The organism is Stenotrophomonas sp. FR024 (assembly GCF_047500745.2).
In the GTDB taxonomy this organism is placed as follows: Bacteria; Pseudomonadota; Gammaproteobacteria; order Xanthomonadales; family Xanthomonadaceae; genus Stenotrophomonas; species Stenotrophomonas maltophilia_A.
This window is the reverse complement of record NZ_JAXAXM020000011.1, coordinates 90,279-105,794: the sequence shown is the minus strand read 5'-3', so window position 1 is coordinate 105,794 and position 15,516 is coordinate 90,279. Positions and strand designations below refer to the sequence as shown.

Below are 15,516 nucleotides of genomic sequence, written 5' to 3'. Positions count from 1 at the left end.
GGCGGCGATCATCGCCTGCGACCTGGCCGAGGTGATCACCGCGCCCCACAGCAACGGCAGGTCGAACAGCAGCTTCAGTGCGATCGCGGTGCCGATCACCTCGGCCAGGTCGCAGGCGATGATCGCCGCCTCGCACAGCCCCCACAACGCCAGGTTCACCGGCTTCGGGTAACGCGCGCGGCAGGCCTGTGCCAGGTCCATGCCGGTGGCGATGCCGAGCCGCGCCGATAGCGCCTGCAGGATCACTGCCATCAGGTTGGAGATGAGAATGACCGACAGCAGCAGGTAACCGAAGCGCGAACCGCCGGCGAGGTCGGTGGCCCAGTTGCCCGGGTCCATGTAGCCGACAGAGATCATGTAGCCCGGGCCGAGGAAGGCCAGCAGGCGGAACCACCAGTGGCCCTTGTCGGGCACCGCCACCGAGGCGTTGAGCGCGCCCAGGCTGGCCGGAGTGGAGGCCGAGGGGTCGCGGGATGCCAGGGTGTTCATGGCTCCGAATATAGCTCCTGCTATAGTCATTAGCAATGTGAAACAATCGTCTTTATCGCGTTACTGGTCCAGAATTCAGGTTCAACACCGGAACAACCGGAAGGACAGGCGCAGGCGTGGGCAAGACCGACGATTCGACATCGCTGAAAAGCACCCCCTTGATCGAGGCCGAGCGCCAGGTCGAGAGCTTCCGGCAAGTGCGCGAGGCGCACCGTATGGAGCTGGTGGAGGACTATGTCGAGCTGATCTCGGACCTGCTGGCCGACGGCGGCGAGGCCCGCCAGGTCGACATCGCCACCCGCCTGGGCGTAGCCCAGCCCACCGTGGCGAAGATGCTGCGGCGGCTGGCCCGTGATGGCTGGGTGGTGCAGCGGCCGTACCGCGGCGTGTTCCTGACCCCGGAAGGCGAGGCGCTGGCGCATGCCAGCCGCCAGCGTCATCAGACCGTGGAGCGTTTCCTGCTGGCGCTGGGCGTGGACGCGGATACCGCACGGCGCGATGCCGAAGGTATAGAGCACCATGTAAGCGAGCAGACGCTGGCGTTGTTCGAAGCGTTTGTGCGCAAGGCCAGGGGCGCGGCGCCGTAACGGTAGCGCCGGGCCATGCCCGGCGGCCGTAATGTTGCGTCACGCATTTCGCCGGGCAGGGCCCGGCGCTACCGCGATTGGATGCCGGCGTTGGGGCAACGGGCCTGCTGCTGCGCACACGCCTGCTTCGTCCATTCCTTCAACACGGGCTGCAGGCCTTCGTAACGCCGGCCTTGCCAACCATTGGCCAGCACCTTGCCGTCGGCATCGATCAGCACCAGATTCGGCGGTGCCAGCCCAGCCAATGCCTGCAGTGCCGGCATGCGCGCGGCGCGGCGCGGGTCCAGCACCGGCCACGGCATCTCCTGCGCATGCATGTAGCGGCGCAGCGCGGCCTCGCTCTCATCCAGGCTGACGTACACCACTTCGGTATCGGCGCCGGCCTCGCGCAATGCGTCACGCACGCTGCGCAGTGTGGGTACGAAGGCATGGCAGGGCGCGCACCAGTCGGCGCCGAAGTACAACGCCACCAGCTTCGGTGGCGATGACCACTGCATCGGCCGCAGCGAGCGCTGATCCGGCCGCATCAGCGAGGCCGAGACCTGCGCGTGGAGGTCCGCAGCCATCGCTGGTGCGGCCAGCAGCACGGCACAGGCCAGCAACAACGCTCGTAGCGGCTTAGAACGCATAGCGCAGGTTGACGTACCACGAGCGCGCGAAGCGCGGCCCATAGACATAGTCGCTGTCTCGCAGCGCGCCCACTTCCAGATCCTTCTGGCGCTGGTCGAACACGTTCTTGACGCCTGCGGCCACCGACACTTCCTGCTGCGCCTGCGCGCCCAGGTGGCGGTGCCAGCGCGCACCCAGATCGGTCACCAGGAATGAACGCGTGCGGTGCAGTTCGCCCAGCCGGTTGTTCAGCACCGACATCGGCCCGGTGTGGCGCAGCGCGACGAAGGTCTCCCACGGCTCGGCCGGCATCCAGCTGAGCTGGGCCAGGCCGGTCCAGCGTGGGGTCTTCAGGTAGTCCCGGCTTTCGATCACGGTGTCGCCGCCGTCGCCGGTGTCGTCGAAGATGCGCTGCGGTTCGCGGAAACGCGAGCGGTACCACGAGGCACCCGCGGTCAGGCGCCACTGTGGCGACGGCTGCCAGCCGAGGTTGGTTTCCGCGCCCAGCACGTTGGAACCGGACGCGTTGTAGCGCAGCTGACTGAGCTGTCCGTCATCGCCGCGCTGGATCTCGCCCAGTGCGAAGGTGTCGCGGATGCGCGCATACGAGGCGGCGGCATCCCAGCTCCACACCGGATTGGCCGGGTCCGAGCGCCAGTCGAAGCCGAACAGGGTGGTCAACGCGCGCTCTTCCTTCAGGCCGTCGGTGTTGCGCACGCGCACCTGTTCGCCACCCAGCGTATCGACATGCACATCCTCAACGAAGATCTCTGGGGCACGGAAGCCGGTGGCAATGCCGGCGCGCCACTTCAGGTTGGGCGTGGCCTGCCAGGCCAGCGCGATGCGCGGCGAGAACACCGCGCTGTCCAGCTCCGAGCTCTTGTCCACGCGCGCACCCAGCACCAGGTCGACGTTGTCGCGCAGGCTCCACTCGTCCTGGATGAAGGCGCCCAGGTTGTGGAAGGTAGCGTCCTCCAGCACTGCCAACCGCTGGCCGTCACCGGTGCGGTTGTCGTCGCGCAGCGCCTCGTGCTTGTACTGCACGCCGAAGGCCAGCGCGTGCGCCCCCAACCGCCAGTTCAACTGGCTGTCGATGTAGTGCAGCGGGTTGTGGGTGCGGCCGTACTGGCGCCACGACCGCGAGGCCGCGCTGCCGGCCACGTTCGGGTCCAGCTGCGACGGGTCATAGCCAGGCGCAGACGGATCGGTGACCACATCGCCCAGGCCGCCATAGAAGCTGTCACGGTCGATGTCGGCGAAGGCATAGGCCAGGCGGAAATCAACGTCGGCATTGATCTCCTGATTCCACGACACGCTGCCGCGCCGGTACTTCGTATCCAGCGATTCGGCGATGTTGGCCAGGTATTCTGGCTGGTCCAGGCGGTTGCCGCCGCGGCGGGTTTCATCGGTCACCTGCAGGTCCAGGCGCAGCCGTGTGCCCGGTGTGGGCGCATACCAGGCCTGCAGTCCGCCGACCTTGAGGTTCTTGCGGGTGATCTCGGTGTAGCCGTCACCGTTGTAGTCGATGCCGCTGTTCCAGTTGCGCTGGGCAATCACCGACAGCCCGGCGTCGGCATCCTTGGCCACCAGGTCGAGGCGCACATCGGCATTCTTCTGCGGCGTGCCTTTCAGCACATCCACGCCGGCCTGCACATGGCCACCGCTGCGCGCCGGCAGCGGCGGGATCAGGTTGATCACACCGGCCACCGCGCCCGGTCCATACAGCGCCGAACCACCGCCTTTGACCACTTCGATGCGGTCGACGAACCCGGCCGGAATCTGTTCCAGGCCGTACACGCTGCCCAGCGTGGACAGCAACGGGATGCCATCGAACAACAGCTGGTTGTAGGCGCCGGGCAGGCCCAGCAGCTGTACCTCGCTGGTGTTGCAGTTCTGGCAGTTGCTTTCCACGCGCAGGCCATTGATCAGTTCGGCGGCACGCGAGAAGTCGGTGGCCGCGCGCAGCGCGATGTCTTCCTTGCGCAGCACTTCGGTGCGGATCGGGACATCGGACAGCAGGCGTTCGCTGCGGGTGGCAGTGCTGACCTTGACCTGCACACGGTCCAGCTCGGTCGGCTTTGGTGTGGCTGCCAGCACGGGCAACGGCAGGGTCAGGGCGATGGCGGCAGCCAGAGGCAGCCGGCGGGAAAGGGGTCTGGAAACGGGCATGAAGGCGTCGTCCTTGGGAGAGGAAAGGCGGCGAGGGCGACCTGGCTGACGCATATGAAAGCAGAGGGTCATAGATATAGCAATTGCTATATAAATAAGTCCGTGCAATCACGAAGCCGGAAGCAGGATCAGAACATCGCGGACGACAGTGTTATAACATTACAAATCAACGCCAGAACCCTGCCGGATGTCATGCCCGGCAGGGTGCGATCGAAATCGAGGAACGCCGCCCCGGTCTGGCCCCGGGGCGGCGAGGGGATTACCAGGCGGCGCGCAGGCCCACCTGGGCACCGTGGTTGCGATAGCCGCTGTCGCCACGCTGCACACGCAGGTCACCCCATGCGCTCCAGCGCTGGCCCAGCTGCAGCTGGGCACCGGCCTGCACTTCGTAGCGGTTCTCCGGCGTCTTCGCGCTCAACGACTCACTGTTGAAACGCATGGCCTCATCGCGCTGGCCACGCAGCCAGTTCGCCGCCAGGAACGGCTGCACGCGGTTGCCCTGCAGCGTGCCCTGGCCAAACAGGCGTACGCCGAGGCGGCTGTTGAGGCCGCCGCCGCGGCCATCCTCGACCGTGGTGCCATTGTTTTCGACCAGGCTGTCACCGTCGTAGTCGGTCCAGGTCAGCTGCGCCTGCGGCTGCAGGTACAGCGTGCTGGCCTCACTGCTGCGGATGGCCCAGGCATATCCGGCTTCCAGCGATGCGCTGCGGGTCCTGGAATCGTAGGTCTCGCGGGCGATGCCTTCGCCCTGCACCTCGTTGTCGAAGCGCGCCGCCTGCAGCCAGCCGTCCACATACAGGCCGGCACTGCTCTGCGCATCCTGCACCCAGCCCAGGTAGACACCGGCCGACTTGCCCTTGACCTTGCCGCGGGTGCCATAGCCGCTCAGCGTCGACACCGCCTGCGTGGTCGCCTCGCCGGTGCCCAGCATCACGCCGACCTGGCCACGGCCATCGCCCCAGCGCCAGACATCGCTGCCCAGCTGCAGGGTGTTGATGTGGGTACGGGCGTCAACCTGGCCGGCCACGTTCGCCTGCAGCTGGTCACGCCCGGCGCGCACCCAGGTGCCGATGCGGGCGCGGTCGAAGCCGGACTCGCCGCGGTCGTGGCGGCGCAGCTGGAACATCTGCACGGCCGCGGCCTGGTTGGCCAGGTAGGCGCCCGGTTCCGGACGCAGCACCGGCACTGGATCGACGGGATTGACCGGATCAATGGGATCGATGGGATCGACCGGGTCCACAGGATCGACCGGATCCACCGGACCAGTGCCCTGGCACTCCGGCAGTGACGGATTGATATCGCACGGATTACCGGTATAGGCCGAGGTCAGGTACCAGTTGCCGTTGGTCGCGCCCGGAGTGCCCTTGCGCAGGAAATACTCGTACATGCCGCCGATGGCGCGGCCCTGCAGCGCGAGGTGACCATTGCTGGCACCGTCCACCTGCACCAGCGGAATACCGTTGACGGTCTGTGCACCAGCGCCGGCAATGTTGTTGACGGTGACCTGGGTGGTGCCGCTGGTATTGCCGGTGACATGCACGCGCGAGCTTGCTGCGTCGTCGCCGGCCAGCACCGTGTTGAAGTGCAGGGTGCCGCCATTGCCGGTGTAGTTGCCGTTGACGGTCAGCTGCGGATAGGCCGCCGTACCCGCGGCACCGAGGAAGATATTGCTGCCTGCACCCAGGGTGAGGTTGCCGGTGTTGCTGTCGCCGGACAGCGTCCAGCGACCGCCCTGGTCGACGATGACGTCGGCCGGGCCGAGGATGCGACCGGTGAGGTCGAGGCCGTCGAGCAGGCTGATCTTTGCGGTGGCGGTATCGGCGATGGTGATGTCGCCATTGAGCTTGGAGGTGCGGGCGGTGAAATCGAGCAGGGCGTTGTCAGCGGCTTCCACGATCACGCCGTTTCCGCCGATGAGGGTGGAACCGTTCTGTACGATGATGCGTGCGAGTGCCGTACTGCTGCCCCTGCCTGCGGCACGAATAGCGCTGCCCTGCAGACCTTCCACGCGCGAGCCGTCGACCAGCGCGTACCAGTCGTCAGGGTCTGCGATGGCAGGCTGGCCGGCGGTTGATAGAGAAGCAAAAATCCCGTCCTGCCCACCAACGGCTGTCGATCCGTTGCGGAGCTCCAGCACGCCAGCCAGTGCCTGCACTCCATATCGCGTGCCGGAGAATATAGTGCTATTTGCCAGTATGGATGCACCTCCGCTGACGTTTGCGGCGGCCAGATTGCCCGCCACGCGGCTGTTGTTGATAGTCACCACCGTCAGGGGGGTTCCAGGCGGCGCCCTGAGGTTGGATCCAGTCCCAAGACCGTAGTTCCAGCTTCCACCGATGATGGAGGAGTCGGAGATGTTGACGAAAGAGTTGATGAACTGGGTTTGTCCGGTGACGGTTGCTTGATCCAGGTTCACTTGGCTGAGTGTCGATGAGACGCCATGAATCCTCGCACCAATGACGTTGAGCGTGGACTGTTCGATGACCTGTGCACTTTGTCCCTCGAAGGGGCTGCCTGCGCGCAGAGTGAAGGTCTGACCGTTGCGCACGACGATCTGGGCGCTTGATTCATCTGCCATGGACAGGCCCAGGCATGCCATTAGTGCGCTTGCCAGCACGGCCGGGTAGGAAACGCGCCGCCGCGTGGAGACGTCCATTGGATTGGCGAGTGATATTGAGATAACGCGGAACTTCGGCGTGAACTGCATCATGCGCATGGGTGTTTCTCCTTGAAGCCTATTGGGGGGACCTGCATCCGCAGGACCGGAGGCGGCACTGTGCGGATCGGGTCTTGCCTGGGCCATGCAATTAATCTGAAACGACTGCAGCGGCACTTGCCGGATTCAAACCCCGTTCAATAACTCACCAAACTGAATGGAGCGCGTGGTCTGAATAATTCAGCGTGCGTGAGAGCGCAGTGAATGGCGCGTGCAGGATGCTCAAGCTGCGCATCTGCAATCTAAATCCGTGACAGCGGCCACAGTTCATCGGCGCCGTGGCGCTGCGTGGCGGGGGGCATGGAGTCGGGGACGGCTCAGAGCCCTTTCCTCTGGAAAGGGATCCGACCCAGGGGCCTCGATCAGCCGCGGCGGAACGCGGCGGGGGTACGGGCGCCGACGATGATCATGCGGATCATCGTGGAGATCTGTTCAACCAGCTCCGGATCCTTCTCCGGTGGCAGGTCCATGGCGGTGGCACCCATCGCGAACACCAGCCGGGTGATGGCCTTGGCCACCAGTTCCGGGGCATGCAGTACGGCGCCATCCAGTGCGGCCAGGCGCACCAGGTCGTGCTGCAGCTCTTCCTCGAAATAGTGCAGCTCGCGTTCGACCGCATGCTTGAAGTCGTCCGAGCCGACCGCGCCCTCGCGCAGCAGCACGTGCAGCAGCTTGTCGTCGGCGCGCAGCTGCTCCATGAAGGTCTCCACCGAGACCCGCACCACGCTGGTGGCGGTGGAGGTGGCGCGCTGGCGGGCCTCGCCGATGATGGTGCGCAGCGAGCGGCCGGCCGCATCGATCAGCGCCACGGCCAGTTCGTCCATGTCGCGGAACTGCCGATAGAAGCTGTTCGGCGCGATGCCGGCCTCACGTGCCACTTCGCGCAGGCTGAGCGTGGACAGGCTGCGGTGCGGCCCGATCAGTTTCAGGGCAGCAGCCAGCAGATCCTCGCGGCTCACCGTACGGCGGGCCGGGCTGTTGGCATCTTCGGGCGTCGACAAGGCGGTGGCGGCGGCCATGGGGGTTCCGGTGGGGCGAGGCTGAATCATACCCAATCCGGTTCAATATACACATGTATACACAGGTGTATGTGCGCCCGTATAGTGCGCCCATGAGCGCTGTCGTCCGTCCGTCCCTGTTCTCTCCGTACCGCTGGGTCTCGCCGTCGCTGTTCGATTTCTGGGCGGGCCAGCTCAATCCCCTGTGGACCCTGCGCGAGCCGGTGGCCCGCCTGGTCCGGCGCGAGCCGGCCGGCGAGGGCGCGGCGACCCTGGTCCTGCGCACCAACCGGCACTGGGCCGGCATGCGTGCCGGCCAGCACGTCACCCTCGGCGTCGAGATTGAAGGACGCCTGTGGCAGCGCAGCTACAGCCCGACCGCACTGGGTCGGCGCGAGCTGGCGATTACCGTCAAGGCGATCGACGGCGGCCGGGTCAGCCAGCATCTGGTCAACCATGCGCAGCCGGGCGAACTGTTCCGTCTCGATGCCGCCTTCGGCGAATTCCATATGCCGGCCGCGGCGCCGGTGCTGCTGCTGGCGGCCGGCAGTGGCATCACGCCGATGCGCAGCCTCCTGCGCGAGGCCTGCCAGCGCCCGCTCGCGGCGCCGGTGGACCTGTTCTACTGGGAACGCACCGCCGCCCACCTGCAGTTCCGTGATGAACTGCAGGCGCTGGCCGCAGCGAACCCGAACCTGCGCGTGCACCTGCTGACCACCCGAGAAGGCGAAGCACCGGCCGCGCGTATCGATACCCACGATCTGCAGGTGGCCGGCGATGACACGCCGTTGGCGCAGCGCCATGTGCTGGCCTGCGGCCCGGATGGCTTCGTTGCCGCCGCGCGCGAGCGCCTGGCGCACCAGGTGGCCGGCTTCCAGGCCGAAGCCTTCACCCCGCCAGCGCCGCTGCGCGATGCCGACAGTGAAGGCGAAGTCTCGCTGACGCTGGCCCGCAGTGGCCGCCAGCTGAGCGTGCCGCGTGGCCGCTCGCTGCTGGAAAGCCTCGAAGCCCACGGCATCAAGCCCAAACACGGCTGCCGCATGGGTATCTGCAACAGCTGCAGCTGTGACCGCGTCAGTGGCGCCACCCGCCACCTGCGCACCGGCGACCTGCAGTCCGAATCGGCGCAGCCGGTGCGGATCTGCGTGAGCGCACCGACCACCGACCTGACCCTGGATCTCTGAGGACGCCTGCCATGACCCGCGCTACCGACCGTGCCCTGAGTACTGCCGAGATGCATGCCTTCGGTGAGGAACTCGACGCGATCCGCGACCGTGTGATCGGCAGCCTCGGCGCCTCCGATACCCGCTACATCCGCCGCGTGGCCGCCGCCGTGCGCTGGTTCGGCGTGGGTGGCCGTGGCCTGCTGTTCCTGGCGGCGTTCTCGCCACTGTTCTGGATGCCGCTGCTGTGGCCGGCCGCGATCACCGGCACGCTGCTGCTGGCGCTGTCGAAGATCCTGGAGAACATGGAACTGGGCCACAACGTCATGCACGGCCAGTTCGACTGGACCGGCGACCCCAAGCTCAACGGCAACACCTACGAGTGGGACATCGTTGCCACCGCCGACAACTGGCGCAAGACCCACAATTTCCGCCACCACACCTACACCAACGTGCGTGGCATGGACGATGACATCGGCTACGGCCTGCTGCGCATCTTCCCGGAACAGCGCTGGAAGCCGTTCTACCTGCTGCAGCCGATCATCGCGCCGATCTTCGCGCTGCTGTTCCAGTGGGGCGTGGCCGCGCAGGACCTGCGCCTGGGCCGTTGGCTGAAGGGCCGCATCAGCGGCCGTGCGATGTGGATGCAGACCCGCCCGGTGGCGCGAAAAATGGCCCGTCAGGTGCTGAAGGACTACGTGTTCTTCCCGCTGCTGGCCGGCCCGTTCTTCCTCACGGTGATGCTGGGCAATCTGGTGGCCAACGGCCTGCGCAACATCTGGACCTATGTGATCATCTTCTGCGGCCACTTCACCGCTGAATCGGAAACTTTCCCGAAGGAGTGCCTGCGCAATGAGTCGCGCGGTCACTGGTACCTGCGCCAGCTGCGCGGTTCGTCGAACATCAGTGGCGGTTTCCTGATCAACGTGCTGTCGGGCAACCTCAGCCACCAGATCGAGCACCACTTCTATCCGGACCTGCCGGCCAACCGCTATGCGGCCATCGCCAAGGAAGTGAAGGACATCTGCCGCCGCTACGGCCAGCACTACAACAACGGCTCGCTGCCGCGCCAGTTCGGCCAGGTGGTCTGGCGCATCCTGCGCCACGCGTTCCCGAGCAAGCCGCGCCGCCTGCCGATGTCGGACATCATGTCCGCACCGGCATCGGCCAACGCGGGCTGATCGACTCAGCCCGCTTTCGCCAGATCCGCCTGCTCGCGGTCCAGGCGTCGCAGGAACACCTGCATTTCCTTGCGTGCCTGCTGGTCGCCCTTGCTGCCGGCCACGCTCAGCCCGCGTTGCCACGCTTCGCGCGCCGCCTGCGGCTGGCCACTGGCCAGCCAGGCCTTGCCCAGCAGCTTCCACGCCGCCGAATACTGCGGATCAAGGACCACGCAACGGCCCAGATGGGTCGCTGCGCGCACCGGGTTGCCGGCATCCAGCCAGCCCTTGCCCAGGCCGAAGCGCAGCAGCGCGCCGTCCTTGCCGCTGGCGAGCATGCATTCCAGAGCCTCGATGTTCATCAGCGCACCTCCACCAGCAGCTCGGCCGGTCCCGGCTGGAAGCGGCCGCGATGGAACAGCAGTGGCGCGCCGCCGTTCTCGTGCACTTCGATGATGCGGCCGGCCAGCAGCAGGTGATCGCCCACCGGCCACTGCGCATGGCGGGTGCAGGTGAGATGCGCTACCGCACCGGCGATGCGTGGCGGGGCGTCCTCGTCGTCATCCAGCAATACCAGGCCGTCGAAGCGGTTGCGTACCTGCGGATCGGCAAAGCGCCGGGCCAGTGCTTCCTGGTCGGCCGCCAGCACGCTGATCGCAAAGCGGGTGGCGCGCTGGAAGGTGGAAAGACTCTGCGCGTGCAACGCCAGGTTCCACAGCACCAGTGGCGGCTGCAATGACACCGGCACGAACGAATTGATGGTCAGGCCGATGGGCTTGCCCTGCGCATCGCGCGCGCAGACGATGGCCACGCCGGTAGGAAAGTGGCCGAGCAGCCGCCGCAGGGCACGCGGCGGCATCTCGACCGACGGCACCGGGGCCGGGGCGGGGAAGACCCCCGCCCACGGCCCGGCGTACGGCAGTGTCTCGCCGCTCATGAGGCCCGGGCCTGGCGGTAGCGCCGGCCGACCTCGGCCCAGTTGATGATGTTGAAGAACGCACCGATGTAGTCCGGGCGGCGGTTCTGGTAGTGCAGGTAGTAGGCGTGTTCCCAGACGTCCAGTGCGAGGATCGGGGTATTGCCGGACAGGCCGACCGTTGCACCCATCAGCGGGCTGTCCTGGTTGGCGCTGCTTTCAACCTTCAGGCGGCCGTCGCGATCGCTGGTCAGCCAGGCCCAGCCACTGCCGAAGCGGGTCTGCGCGGCCTTGGTGAAGGCCTCCTTGAAGGCATCGAAGCCACCCAGATCGCGGTCGATGGCGGCGGCCAGCTCATCATCGGGCGTGCCGCCGTTGGCGCTGAGCACGGTCCAGAACAGGCTGTGGTTGGCGTGGCCACCGCCGTTGTTGCGGACTGCGCCACGCTGCGCCTCGGGCACTGCATCGAGGTTGGCGATCAGCGCCTCGACCGGCTGCTCGGCGATGCCGGCCTGCTCGATGGCGGCATTGAGGTTGTTGACGTAGGTCTGATGGTGCTTGCTATGGTGGATCTCCATCGTGCGCGCATCGAAGTGCGGCTCGAGGGCGTCGTAGGCGTAGGGGAGCGGGGGAAGCGAGTACGACATCGAAGCAATCTCCGTGGGGAAGGCCAGAGGGGCTGGCCGTGGGGAGACTGTTATCGCACCTCAACATTGGTTGAGGTCAATAGATCAAGAGGTCAAGACGGAGGCATGGTAGTGCCGGCCGCTGGCCGGCATTCAGCGAAGGTCGGGTTGCCGGCCAGCGGCCCGACCTTCGCTGAATGCCGGCCAGCGGCCGGCACTACCAGAACCCGCTTTCCGAACCCTCACCGGCGCGCTGATGCGCTGCCCGCGCTCGCAGGAAACTGTCAGGAGGGGGCGGGGGCCGCTGGACAGGACCGTTGGCGCCAAGGATGGCGCCATCGAGCACCATGGAGGGGCTTTTGCGTGTCCTGGCCAGCGGCCCCCGCCCCGTCCCACACGGATCAACAAAAGCGCCGGCAGGCGAACCCGCCGCCAGCGCTTTCATCAACTCAGCTCAACCAGTCCTTGCACGCGCCATCCACCTGGTCACCGCACGCCTGCTGCATCCGCTGCTGCAGCCGTGCCAGCGTCTCCGCACCCTGGTGCTTGCCGCTCCACGCCTTCAACTGCCCGGCAAGTCGCTCGAAGCGCTGGCGGGTGCGCTGGTGGTAGCCCGACGGCTGCGCTTCCAGTTCGGCGATCAGCGAGGCGGTGGCCTGCTCGATGCGTGGTGCATCGTCCGGCGCCAGCTTCAGCAGGCCTTCCACGTACAGCACGCCCCACTGCACGCGGGTGGCCGGGCCCTGCGCACCATCGTAGGCGCGCTTCAGCCACTCCAGCGCGCCGGCGGTATCGCCGCGCTGCTCGGCCAGTTCGGCCAGTTCGGGCATGTAGTAGTACGGCTGCTCGCTGCGCTTCAGCTCGGCCAGCAACAGCGCCTCGGCACCCGCGTCGTCACCTACCTGGCGCAATGCGTACACCGCGCTGCTGATCGTGGCCTGGCGTGCATGCGCATCGGTGGCGGTGGCATCGGCAGCGGCCACGCGCTGCTTGACCCGATCAACCAGGGCCGCGGGCAGTGCGCCCTTCGGCTGCTGCTGGCGGGCCAACGACACTTCGGTCAGCGCACGCGACAACGCGTCGTCGGCGCGGTCGCCGCGCTCGGCGTCTGCGCGCTCCAGTGCGACCAACAGCTGCTGTCCCAGCGTGTTGCTGGTGGCCGGCCCGGCACTGGCCTGCTTGACCAGCTGCACGCCTGCATAGCCCAGCAGCTCGCGGTTGCGACGGACTTCGGCAGGTTGTGCCAGTACGGCCTGCAGCAGCTCGCGCACTTCGGTGGGCGAGGCATCGGGCTTTTCGGCCGTTGCCAACGCCAGCAGCGCGAAGCGTCGCTGCAGGGCAGCGTCCGGGGCGGCCTTGGACAACTGGCGCAGTACATCCCGGCTCTTGCGCTCGCCGGCCAGGCGGTTGGCGTCCACTTCCCAGCCATAGTCGCCCAGCACCTGCCAATCTTCGGCGGCCAGTCGATCCGGCGTTGCCAAGGCGGCGGCCAAGGTGGCGGCAACAGCACTGCGGCGGCCTGCGGCCACGGTCAGTGCGCGGGTCAGTTCGACGGCGTCATTGCCGCCAGCCACGCGGGTGATTTCGTTGCGCTGTGGGTCCAGCACGATCAGCGTGGGATAGCCGCGCACGCCGAAGCGTTCGCCCCAGGCCTGCGCACCTTCCTCGTCGCCATCCAGGTAGACGGGAACGAATTTGCTGGTCAGCGCGATGAAGGCCGGGTCCTTGAACAGGCCCGCCTTGAGCTGGTTGCACGGCGGGCACCAGACCGCACCCCAGTACAGCAGCACCGGCTTGCCGCTGTCGGCGGCTTCGGCGAAGGCATCGTCCACATCGCCCTGGCGCCAAGCGATGGCGGATGCCGGCGCGGGTGCCTCTGCGGAGTTGGCGGTGGATACCGGGGCCGGGGTGCAGGCGCTCAGCGCCGAAGCCAGCAGCAACACGAAAAGCGCAACGCGCATCGGCAGCATCTCGAAGGGCGGGGTGACAGGCCATTGTAGGAACCGCCGGGGAGCCTGCTGATTCAGTTTGCTTATGACAGGCGTGCCGCAGGGCATGACGCCCGTCGGGCATTGCCGGACGGATGCCTTCAGGCCGCTGCCCGCACCATCTGCTGGTACACCAGCCCGTTGATCTCGCCGACCTCGCCATCCAGCACAAAGCCATAGCGCAGGTAGGTAGGTACTGCGTTGAGCGAGGCGCGCACTGTCAGTACCGGCTCGCGTACCTGCGTCAGCACGGCTTCGAACAAGGCATGGCCGATGCCCTGGCCCTGGCAGGCGGGATCGACGAACAGCATTGCCAGGTGCCGGCCCTCCTTCAGTTCGACCACGCCGACCACGCGCGCATCCTGTTCGGCCACCAGGATGTGGTTGTCACCCTGCAGGCGCGCACCAAACGCATCGGCTGCTGCGACACTGCCGAAGGCGGCTATGCCGGCCGCGCTGAGAGACGGCGCCACTGCCTGGTTGAACGCGGCCAGGCACACCGCGCTGATCGCAGGCAGGTCATCGACGTGGGCAGGGCGGATCCTTGGCATGCAGTGTTCTTCCTGTGGTGGGCGGCGCATCATCGTTGCCGCAGACCTGCAGGCTAAGCTGGCGTCATGAGTGAATTCAATCCCGCCCATGCTTCGTTGTTTCCTCAACAAGGACTGAGCCTGGGCCTGATGACGCCGGTTGCGGCGCATGGACTGGCCGACCCGGACGAGGCGCGGCGCATCGCACGGCTGGCCGATGATCTTGGCTTCGCCGCGCTATGGACGCGCGACGTGCCATTGATGGTGCCGCAGGGCCCGGATGCAACAGCGAGTGCGCTGGATGACCCGTTCCTGTGGCTGGGCATGCTGGCTGCAGCGACCGAGCGCATCGTGGTCGGCAGCGCAGCCATTGTGCTGCCGCTGCGGCAGCCGTTGCAGGTGGCGAAGTCGGCGCTGAGCCTGGACCGGATCAGTGACGGGCGCTTCGTGCTGGGCCTGGGTTCGGGTGACCGCCCGGAAGAATTTGCTGCGTTCGGCGAGGATCTGGAGGGCAGGGCGGCGACGTTCCGTGAGCGTTGGTCGCTGCTGCGTGCCGCGTTGTCCCCCGACACCGACGAGCGTGCTGAGGTCCTGCAGGCGACCGGCGGCTTCGACGTGCTGCCGGCGCCGGCAACGCGCATTCCGATGCTGGTGGTGGGTACTGCGCGGCAGAGCCTGCAATGGATCGCGCGTGAAAGCGAAGGCTGGGCCACCTATCACCGCGAGGAGGTTGCGCAGGAAGGACGCATCGGCCTGTGGCAGCAGGCGCTGGTGCAGCGCGGCGGGCCGGGCAAGCCGTTCGTGCAGTCGATGCTGCTGGATCTGCAGGCGGATCCGCAGGCGCCAGCAGAGCCATTGCCGCTGGGCCTGAAGGTCGGCCGCGATGGCCTGCGCGACTATCTGCGGCGCGTGCATGCGCAGGGCGTGGCGCATGTGATGTTCAATCTGGTCGACAACGGACGACCGATGGACGCGGTGCTGCGCGAGATCGGCGAGCAGGTTATGCCGGATGTGCTCCGGTAGGTGCCCACCCTGGTGGACACGTTCCAGCAGTCGAGCACGGCTCGACTCTACATGGGGTTCGCATCTGCGTATCATTCGCATTTGATACCCCGATGCTGGAGCTCCGCGTGACCCAACGTTCCCCCATGCACCCGACTGGACGCCTGTTCGCGGTGGTCGCTTTCATCGAGGCCATGACCTGGGCCGGCCTGCTCATCGGCATGTGGATGAAATACGGCCCGATGGCGAACGTGGCGCTGGTGAAGTTGTTCGGACCCCTGCACGGCGTGGCGTTCCTGGTCTATGTGGCGGTGACGCTGTTCGCGGCAGTGCGCCTGCGTTGGCCGTGGTGGGCCAGTGCCTTGGCCCTGCTGGCGGCGATCCCGCCGCTGGTGACGCTGCCGCTGGAGTGGTGGTTCAAGCGCCGTGGTCTGCTGGGCCTGCGTGCAATGCGCTGAACCCACTGTTGCATGCCCATTCAAGAGAATGGGTATCAAATGCAAATACGAGCCGTTATCATTTAAGGATGGCATCGGGCCCTGAGCAGGACTGATGCCGGGCGG

15 protein-coding genes are annotated in these 15,516 nt (G+C 66.8%); 5 read left to right on the top strand and 10 right to left on the bottom strand.

Annotation, left to right across the window (positions count from 1 at the left end):
* A partial coding sequence (locus tag ACMZ91_RS13510) for an Nramp family divalent metal transporter (protein WP_495497665.1) occupies nucleotides 1-489 on the bottom strand: 489 nt, incomplete at its 3' end.
* 116 nt (nucleotides 490-605) lie between these two features.
* On the opposite strand from ACMZ91_RS13510, the gene mntR reads away from it, so the two are divergent.
* On the top strand, nucleotides 606-1,076 hold the full coding sequence (gene mntR / locus ACMZ91_RS13505; protein ID WP_049462793.1) for a manganese-binding transcriptional regulator MntR: 471 nt from the start codon (nucleotides 606-608) through the stop codon (nucleotides 1,074-1,076).
* A gap of 68 nt (nucleotides 1,077-1,144) precedes the next feature.
* Here the strand turns inward: mntR and ACMZ91_RS13500 are convergent, their stop codons facing one another.
* From ACMZ91_RS13500 to fabR, 4 genes are all read right to left on the bottom strand, one after another.
* Nucleotides 1,145-1,705, bottom strand: coding sequence for a thioredoxin-like domain-containing protein (locus ACMZ91_RS13500; RefSeq protein ID WP_049462792.1), 561 nt, complete (start codon nucleotides 1,703-1,705; stop codon nucleotides 1,145-1,147).
* Nucleotides 1,695-3,854, bottom strand: a complete 2,160-nt coding sequence (locus ACMZ91_RS13495) for a TonB-dependent receptor plug domain-containing protein (RefSeq protein WP_049462791.1) — start codon at nucleotides 3,852-3,854, stop codon at nucleotides 1,695-1,697. The genes ACMZ91_RS13500 and ACMZ91_RS13495 overlap by 11 nt, the downstream gene beginning before the upstream one ends.
* A gap of 259 nt (nucleotides 3,855-4,113) precedes the next feature.
* Nucleotides 4,114-5,754 carry an autotransporter family protein gene (locus tag ACMZ91_RS13490; RefSeq protein WP_223224635.1) on the bottom strand — a complete coding sequence of 547 codons (1,641 nt, stop codon included), beginning with the start codon at nucleotides 5,752-5,754 and terminating at the stop codon, nucleotides 4,114-4,116.
* A gap of 1,178 nt (nucleotides 5,755-6,932) precedes the next feature.
* The gene (gene fabR, locus ACMZ91_RS13485) at nucleotides 6,933-7,589 is read right to left on the bottom strand and encodes an HTH-type transcriptional repressor FabR (RefSeq protein ID WP_005409961.1); all 657 of its coding nucleotides are present in this window, start codon (nucleotides 7,587-7,589) and stop codon (nucleotides 6,933-6,935) included.
* 92 nt (nucleotides 7,590-7,681) lie between these two features.
* Between fabR and ACMZ91_RS13480 the strand changes: the two genes are divergently transcribed.
* On the top strand, nucleotides 7,682-8,752 hold the full coding sequence (locus ACMZ91_RS13480) for a ferredoxin reductase (RefSeq protein ID WP_049462789.1): 1,071 nt from the start codon (nucleotides 7,682-7,684) through the stop codon (nucleotides 8,750-8,752).
* An 11-nt stretch (nucleotides 8,753-8,763) separates the two neighbouring features.
* Nucleotides 8,764-9,912, top strand: a complete 1,149-nt coding sequence (locus tag ACMZ91_RS13475) for a fatty acid desaturase family protein (RefSeq protein WP_024957648.1) — start codon at nucleotides 8,764-8,766, stop codon at nucleotides 9,910-9,912.
* A 5-nt stretch (nucleotides 9,913-9,917) separates the two neighbouring features.
* On the opposite strand, the gene ACMZ91_RS13470 is transcribed toward ACMZ91_RS13475, so the two are convergent.
* From ACMZ91_RS13470 to ACMZ91_RS13450, 5 genes are all read right to left on the bottom strand, one after another.
* Complete coding sequence (locus ACMZ91_RS13470; protein WP_032129997.1) at nucleotides 9,918-10,253, bottom strand: tetratricopeptide repeat protein; 336 nt, start codon at nucleotides 10,251-10,253, stop codon at nucleotides 9,918-9,920.
* Complete coding sequence (locus tag ACMZ91_RS13465; RefSeq protein ID WP_100468778.1) at nucleotides 10,253-10,828, bottom strand: flavin reductase family protein; 576 nt, start codon at nucleotides 10,826-10,828, stop codon at nucleotides 10,253-10,255. The genes ACMZ91_RS13470 and ACMZ91_RS13465 overlap by 1 nt, the downstream gene beginning before the upstream one ends.
* Complete coding sequence (locus ACMZ91_RS13460; protein ID WP_049462787.1) at nucleotides 10,825-11,454, bottom strand: superoxide dismutase; 630 nt, start codon at nucleotides 11,452-11,454, stop codon at nucleotides 10,825-10,827. The genes ACMZ91_RS13465 and ACMZ91_RS13460 overlap by 4 nt, the downstream gene beginning before the upstream one ends.
* A gap of 428 nt (nucleotides 11,455-11,882) precedes the next feature.
* Nucleotides 11,883-13,403, bottom strand: a complete 1,521-nt coding sequence (locus tag ACMZ91_RS13455; protein ID WP_414577119.1) for a thioredoxin family protein — start codon at nucleotides 13,401-13,403, stop codon at nucleotides 11,883-11,885.
* Between the two features lie 119 nt (nucleotides 13,404-13,522).
* Nucleotides 13,523-13,972 carry a GNAT family N-acetyltransferase gene (locus tag ACMZ91_RS13450; protein WP_414577116.1) on the bottom strand — a complete coding sequence of 150 codons (450 nt, stop codon included), beginning with the start codon at nucleotides 13,970-13,972 and terminating at the stop codon, nucleotides 13,523-13,525.
* Between the two features lie 66 nt (nucleotides 13,973-14,038).
* Here ACMZ91_RS13450 and ACMZ91_RS13445 point away from each other — a divergent pair, with 66 nt between their 5' ends.
* Complete coding sequence (locus tag ACMZ91_RS13445) at nucleotides 14,039-14,974, top strand: TIGR03571 family LLM class oxidoreductase (RefSeq protein ID WP_257471237.1); 936 nt, start codon at nucleotides 14,039-14,041, stop codon at nucleotides 14,972-14,974.
* A 125-nt stretch (nucleotides 14,975-15,099) separates the two neighbouring features.
* Complete coding sequence (locus ACMZ91_RS13440) at nucleotides 15,100-15,411, top strand: DUF3817 domain-containing protein (protein WP_277778547.1); 312 nt, start codon at nucleotides 15,100-15,102, stop codon at nucleotides 15,409-15,411.
* Nucleotides 15,412-15,516 lie beyond the last annotated feature (105 nt).